This window comes from Ruegeria sp. BHSA123, assembly GCF_059613425.1.
In genome coordinates this window covers 1-6,516 of the sequence record NZ_JBXWSL010000103.1, presented here as the reverse complement: position 1 = coordinate 6,516, position 6,516 = coordinate 1, and the positions used below count along the sequence as shown (strand labels likewise).

At 54.5% G+C, this 6,516-nt stretch carries 6 protein-coding genes; 5 read left to right on the top strand and 1 reads right to left on the bottom strand.

Annotated elements, in window-relative coordinates; translation table 11 throughout:
• Both AC2FNC_RS19575 and AC2FNC_RS19570 read left to right on the top strand, forming a co-directional pair.
• A partial coding sequence (locus AC2FNC_RS19575) for a PhnE/PtxC family ABC transporter permease (RefSeq protein WP_496716378.1) occupies positions 1 to 238 on the top strand: 238 nt, incomplete at its 5' end.
• A complete protein-coding gene (locus AC2FNC_RS19570) occupies positions 235 to 1,140 on the top strand; it encodes an HAD-IIA family hydrolase (protein ID WP_496716377.1) in 906 nt (301 codons plus the stop codon). The genes AC2FNC_RS19575 and AC2FNC_RS19570, both read left to right, overlap by 4 nt.
• A gap of 239 nt (positions 1,141 to 1,379) precedes the next feature.
• On the opposite strand, the gene AC2FNC_RS19565 is transcribed toward AC2FNC_RS19570, so the two are convergent.
• Entirely contained in the window at positions 1,380 to 1,832 is a 453-nt protein-coding gene (locus AC2FNC_RS19565; RefSeq protein ID WP_209507088.1) for an Lrp/AsnC family transcriptional regulator, read from the bottom strand.
• Positions 1,833 to 1,948: 116 nt separating this feature from the next.
• Here AC2FNC_RS19565 and AC2FNC_RS19560 point away from each other — a divergent pair, with 116 nt between their 5' ends.
• From AC2FNC_RS19560 to AC2FNC_RS19550, 3 genes are all read left to right on the top strand, one after another.
• On the top strand, positions 1,949 to 3,148 hold the full coding sequence (locus AC2FNC_RS19560) for a methionine gamma-lyase (protein ID WP_496716376.1): 1,200 nt from the start codon (positions 1,949 to 1,951) through the stop codon (positions 3,146 to 3,148).
• 15 nt (positions 3,149 to 3,163) lie between these two features.
• Entirely contained in the window at positions 3,164 to 5,536 is a 2,373-nt protein-coding gene (locus tag AC2FNC_RS19555) for a thiamine pyrophosphate-binding protein (RefSeq protein WP_480605765.1), read from the top strand.
• A 526-nt stretch (positions 5,537 to 6,062) separates the two neighbouring features.
• Positions 6,063 to 6,516 (top strand): hypothetical protein (locus AC2FNC_RS19550; RefSeq protein ID WP_496716374.1); only part of this gene is annotated, 454 nt, incomplete at its 3' end.

The following is a 6,516-nucleotide window of genomic DNA, read 5'->3' as shown; positions in this document are numbered from 1 at the left end:
TGGGATCGTTCCGCAAATCCTGCCAGCATTTGCCGGAATTGCAGTCTTTCGTTGGGATATCAACATTCGCGAGTCCACAGTGCTTGGGCTGGTTGGCGCCGGTGGCATCGGGTTGCAGCTTTCGGCCTCGCTTAACGTTCTGGCGTGGCCGCAAGTGAGCCTGATCCTAATTGTAATTCTTTTTGCGGTCATGATCAGCGAGTGGGTTTCGGCAAAAGTACGAGGAGCGATCATTTGACCGGATTCTCAGCGCAAGAGGCTTTCAAGGCTTACGAAGCCGTCCGGCACCGCCTTCCAGATATTGAACCGAACGACGTGAGCTATCGTCGTATCGAGACTCTTTCCGAAATTATGGATGAGTTTGACGTGTTTCTTCTGGATGCGTTCGGGGTTCTTAATATAGGCGACACGGCGATCCCCGAAACGCCCGAACGGATCAAGTCACTGAAGGCTGCCGGCAAACGTGTCTTGGTGGTGTCGAATGCCGCTGGGTTTCCCCACGCCACGCTGTTGGAGAAATACACCAGACTGGGATATGACTTCGCGCCGCAGGATGTGATCACCAGTCGGGCTACGTTGCTGTCCGGGCTGAATGGCCAACGTGGGCTGCATTGGGGTTTGATGGCGACACCCAGCGCAGGTCTTCGCGACTTGGAAGGTTTGAAATTAATCTATCTGGAGGATGACCCGCAGCCCTACGAATCTGTTGATGGTTTTCTGATGATCGGGTCAGCCGCCTGGACCGAAGCCCGGCAGGCGATGTTGGAGGCGGCATTGCTAAGCCGCCCCCGCCCGGTATTGGTGGGCAACCCGGATATCGTTGCCCCGCGCGAGTACGGCTTTTCCAAAGAACCAGGTCTTTTCGCACACCGTTTGGCCGACCGGACAGGTGTAGCCCCGCAATTTTATGGAAAGCCATTCGGCAATATCTATGATCTTGCTTTTCAGCGACTTGGGCCTGTCAACAAATCCCGCGTTCTGATGGTGGGTGACAGTTTGCATACTGACATTCTGGGCGCGCGTCATGCCGGAGTGGCTTCGGCACTTGTCTCGGATTTTGGATTCTTCGCCGGGCATGATGTCGAGGAAGCGATCAAACAGGCAGCGATCGTGCCGGATTTTGTTGTGACCCGACCTTGAGATTTTGAAGTAATGCGAATTGTAGGAGGAGCGTCCGGGCAGTGTTGGGTTAATTCACCTTTGATTTGCAGGAAGCTCGCGTAATGATGATTATGTTACTTTTACGGAGACGCATCCAGTCGGCGAATTTTACCTAACCGAGGTAATACTCACAGTCACGGAAACTCGAAACTGGTTTTTCCGCATCCTAACAATCTAGAACTCAATGCTAAGGGTCACTTTCGAGAACTCAAACCATCTCAGGCTGGAAACACCGCTGTTTTCTTGACTGTTCCATAAACAAAGCTGGTGTCGATCGAAGCTATCCCGCCGATCGGGTGAATTCGGTTTCGAATAAAGTCTTCGTATGCTTCGAGGTCCGATACCAATACCCGCAACTGGTAATCCATTGCGCCGGTCAGCACGTGGCATTCTAGAACTTCATCGATCATCCGAACGCGTTTTTCGAATTTCTGCACATCTGTTTCATTGTGCCGCTCAAGCCGGATGCGGACAAAGACGGTTATCGCCATCCCGTATGCAGCAGCGTCCACATCGGCACTGTATCCCTTGATGACACCGCTGGCCTCAAGGTTTTTGACCCGCCGCAAACACGGTGAAGGAGACAGATTGACCTCATCAGCAAGATCCTGGTTCGTCATACGCCCGTCCCGCTGCAACGCTCGAATGATCTGCCTGTCTTTGGCGTCCATCTTCTCTCCATTTTTTAGCATAATATGCCAATGTAGGCCCTCAACGTGGCATTATTCGCAACCCATTGCTCAAAGTAAAGGCGCAAAGTGATAGCGACTTAGATCAGGAGCCCACCGTGACCCACACAACCGGATTTGCCACTCGCGCCATTCATCATGCCTACAACCCATTTGAAAATGATGGTGCGCTGACACCGCCCCTCCACTTGACCTCAACCTTCTCCTTCGAAACCGCAGAGGCAGGCGGTGAGATGTTTGCCGGCGAGCGCGCAGGTCATATCTATAGCCGGATATCGAACCCTACATGTGACCTTCTTGAAAAGCGCATTGCAGTTCTGGAAGGTGCCGAGGCTGGGCTCGCGCTTTCCAGCGGGATGGGCGCAATTACCGCCGTATTTTGGACCCTGTTGTCGCCAGGTGACGAAGTCATTGTCGACAAAACACTCTATGGCTGCACATTCGCTTTCATGCGCCACGGTCTGGCAAAATGGGGTGTCACTATTACCCATGTTGACATGACGGACCCCGCGAACCTGAAAGCCGCTGTTTCCGAAAAAACCCGTGTCGTCTACTTCGAAACCCCAGCCAATCCAAACATGCGCTTGGTGGATATCGCCGCCAGTTCAGAGATCGCACATTCTGTCGGTGCGCAGGTTGTGGTCGACAATACATATGCCAGCCCCTATCTGACCCGCCCGATTGAGCACGGCGCGGACATCGTCCTTCACTCCGCCACCAAATATCTGGGCGGGCATGGCGATGTGGTCGCGGGTCTTGTGGTCGGAACCGCCGAGCAGATTTCTGAGATCCGGCTTGTCGGCATGAAGGACATGACAGGCGCAGTGATGGCACCATTCAACGCAATGCTGATCCTGCGTGGGCTGAAGACACTGAACCTGCGACTGGATCGCCACTGTGCGTCCGCCAAGGTTGTTGCCGATTACCTTCAGGCACACACTGGCGTCAGTGAGGTGTATTTCCCGGGGCTTGAGAGTTTTGCCCAGCACGATGTCGCACGACGCCAGATGTCGCAGCCGGGGGCCATGATCGCCTTTGAAATCAAGTCTGGCCTGTCCGGTGGCATCAAGTTCATGAACCGCCTGAACATGATCCAGCGCGCCGTGTCCTTGGGGGACGCAGAAACCCTAATCCAGCACCCGGCATCCATGACCCATTCGACGTATACTGCAGAAGAACGAGCAGAACATGGAATCAGCGATGGTCTGATCCGACTTTCCGTCGGGTTGGAAGACGTTGAAGATATCCTTGCAGATTTAGAGCAAGCTTTGCCCTACCCTGCCCGCAGTGCCGCCTGAGTCCCGGAGACCACCATGCCGTATGATCCCAACCAGTTGAAAATCGTTGAACAGCGTCTGCTGTGGCTGTCGCATTGGATGATCCACCATGCCAACCATATCCGGCCCAAGGTTGATGGGATAAAGGTCGGTGGTCATCAAGCGTCGTCTGCGTCGATGGTTTCGATCATGACTGCGCTCTACTTTTCGGCTTTACGGCCCGAAGATCGGGTTGCGGTAAAACCGCATGCGTCACCGATTTTCCACGCGATGCAGTACCTCATGGGCAACCAGACCCGCGAGAAGATGGAAAACTTTCGCGGGTTTGGTGGCGTGCAAAGCTATCCCAGCCGGACAAAGGACATCGATGATGTCGACTTCGCGACAGGTTCGGTAGGTTTGGGTGTCGCGATCACCTCGTTTGCTTCGATCATTCAGGACTACGTCAAGGCCAAAAACTGGGGGGCAGATGCCCCGATGGGGCGAATGGTGGCGCTTGTAGGCGACGCTGAACTGGATGAAGGCAACGTATACGAGGCATTGCAGGAAGGCTGGAAAAATGGCCTGCGCAACACGTGGTGGATTATCGACTACAACCGGCAGTCACTTGATGGCATCGTTCGTGAAGGGTTGTTCGAACGGATCGAGAAAATCTTTGATGCCTTCGGATGGGATGTTGTGCGCGTGAAGCACGGCGTGTTGCAGCGTGCGGCCTTCAAAGAACCTGGCGGCGATCGGCTGCGAGACTGGATTGATGCCTGCTCGAACCAGGAATACTCGGCCCTGACGTTCATGGGCGGCGAGGTTTGGCGAAAGCGCCTCATGGACGATCTTGGGGATCAGGGGGATGTGACGGCGCTGATCGAGCGGCGCACAGATGCCGAACTCGCTGCATTGATGGAAAACCTCGGCGGCAACTGCGTTGAGACCATGGCCCAAACCTTTGCTGCCATCGAACATGACCGCCCTACTTGTTTCTTGGCCTACACGATCAAGGGATGGGGTACGCCAATTGCGGGCCACAAGGACAACCACGGTGGGCTGATGAACAACAGCCAGTTCGTCGCGTGGCAAGAACACATGGGCGTGCCTGCCGGTGAGGAATGGGAGCCACTTGCGGCAGTGCAGGACCCGGAAGCGCTGAAAGACTTTCTGTCGAAAGTTTCCTTCTTTGCCAAAGGTCCGCGACGCTATTTCGATGACAAGCTGGATGTTCCATCTATTGACATCGACACAAGCCGCGAAATCTCGACCCAAATGGCTTTCGGCAAGATTTTGGATGACTTGTCGAAGGGCGACAGTCAATTGGCCGAGCGTATCCTGACGACGTCTCCTGATGTCACAGGCACAACAAACCTTGGCCCGTGGGTAAACCGGCGCAAACTGTTTGCCAGATCCGAGCAAGCCGACGCTTTTATTGAACACCGTATCCCCTCGACGGCAAAATGGGAATTTACTCCTGAAGGGCAACATATCGAGCTTGGTATTGCCGAGATGAACCTCATGTTGCTTTTGGGCGTTGCGGGCCTTTCGCATTCCCTGTTCGGCAAGCGGCTTATCCCGATCGGTACTGTGTATGACCCCTTTGTCAGCCGCGGCCTCGATGCACTCAATTATGCTTGTTATCAGGATGCGCGCTTTATGCTGGTCGGCACGCCTTCGGGCATTACGCTGGCCCCAGAAGGCGGCGCACATCAATCCATTGGCACACCGTTGATCGGGATGAGCCAGGACGGTCTGGCGGCCTTTGAGCCAGCCTTTGCCGATGAACTGGCCGTGATCATGGAATGGGCCTTTGATTATCTTCAGCGCGACGGCGAAGGGCAGCCGGACGAACGCACCTGGCTGCGTGACGAAACAGGCGGTTCGGTTTATCTGCGCTTGACGACAAACCCGATTGAACAGCCTGGCAAACGCGTGGACGATGAGTTCCGTCAAGGTGCCATTGATGGTGCATACTGGTTGCGGAGGCCGGGCCCGAATTGCGAGGTCGTAATCGCTTATCAAGGGGCCGTTGCACCCGAAGCGATCAAAGCCGCTGGCGTGATGGGCGAAGGACGCAAAGACATCGGAGTGCTGGCGGTGACTTCAGCAGATCGGCTAAACGCCGGGTGGACGGCAGCGCAACGGGCGCGTTCGCGCGGCAATCAAACGGCTCGGTCCCACATCGAAACTTTGATGTCCGGTCTGCCGCGCCACTGCAAGCTGGTTACCGTGATTGACGGACACCCCGCGACATTGTCTTGGCTGGGTGCCGTACAGGGACATCAGACCATCCCATTAGGGGTCGAACATTTTGGCCAGACAGGGACAATCGGCGACCTCTATCGGCACCATAGCATTGACGCGGACTCCATCCTGGAGAAGGTGAACGGTCTGACCCATGGCAAGGCTTTGCTTCGCACATGAGCGGCGGTATTGGGCGTCGCAGCTAGGGGCCCTTACCCTCCGGGTATTTGGGCCCTTTGTGCTGGCGCGCCCTTGGGTTCGAAACCCGGAACGAAAGGCACCTTGTTCGAGCCAAACTTTTGGGATCTGAGAAGAATTGCCGTTCGGGACTAAAGAAGAAATCCGCACGCCTTTGCTTCTGTCACTACAGGTGCTCAAAACTGTCGCAGGTATGGACCGCCATGAAAATCAATTTTGCGTGCATTAAGTCGGCCTATTTACGCTATCCGGTCGGTTTATTGGCGATAATCTTTTTCATGTATGCGCTTAATAAAAATGCGTCTGGCCTTCGAGAAGGTAACTCTTGAATTGCCGTTAATATTGTAGTTTGCAGGAGGCGCTCCGGTACGCGCTTGCCCCAAAAAGAACACTTTACTCGAGCAGTTTCAGCGCAATCAATAACTATTTATTCTTTGAAAACGGCGTCTTATACGAGTTTTTGGACGTCATCACGCGAACAACCTTCACGATTGCAGACGACGTAGAGTTGGTCCAGTTTCTTGACGGGCTACAGCAGTATTCCCGGTCGAATATCAAGTCTGCGATGCAGCTTTCAGATATCGATACTCAGGGAACAACGTTACAACATGCCAGCCAAGGGCTTTATGTGCTGGATGGCGGCAGTTCGAACATTGCTTTGATTTACGGTGGTCAGTCTATTGGGCAAAACTCGCTTGCAGGCTGGCAGGCACTTCAGGCCGAAGCATCGGGCGGTGGCTACAAGGTGCTGTGGCAAAATGCGAACGGATCATATGCCGAATGGACCACGGATACTTCGGGCCAATATGTTAGCGGGACCGGCATAGCCAATGTCGTGGATGTCGAGGCCTTTTATGGTGTTGATCTGAACAATGACGGCCAGACCGGCCACGTCACAACCAATATCGAGACCAGCGGGTCGACAGCATTCGCGTCATCAACTCGTGGTGAATATCTGATCA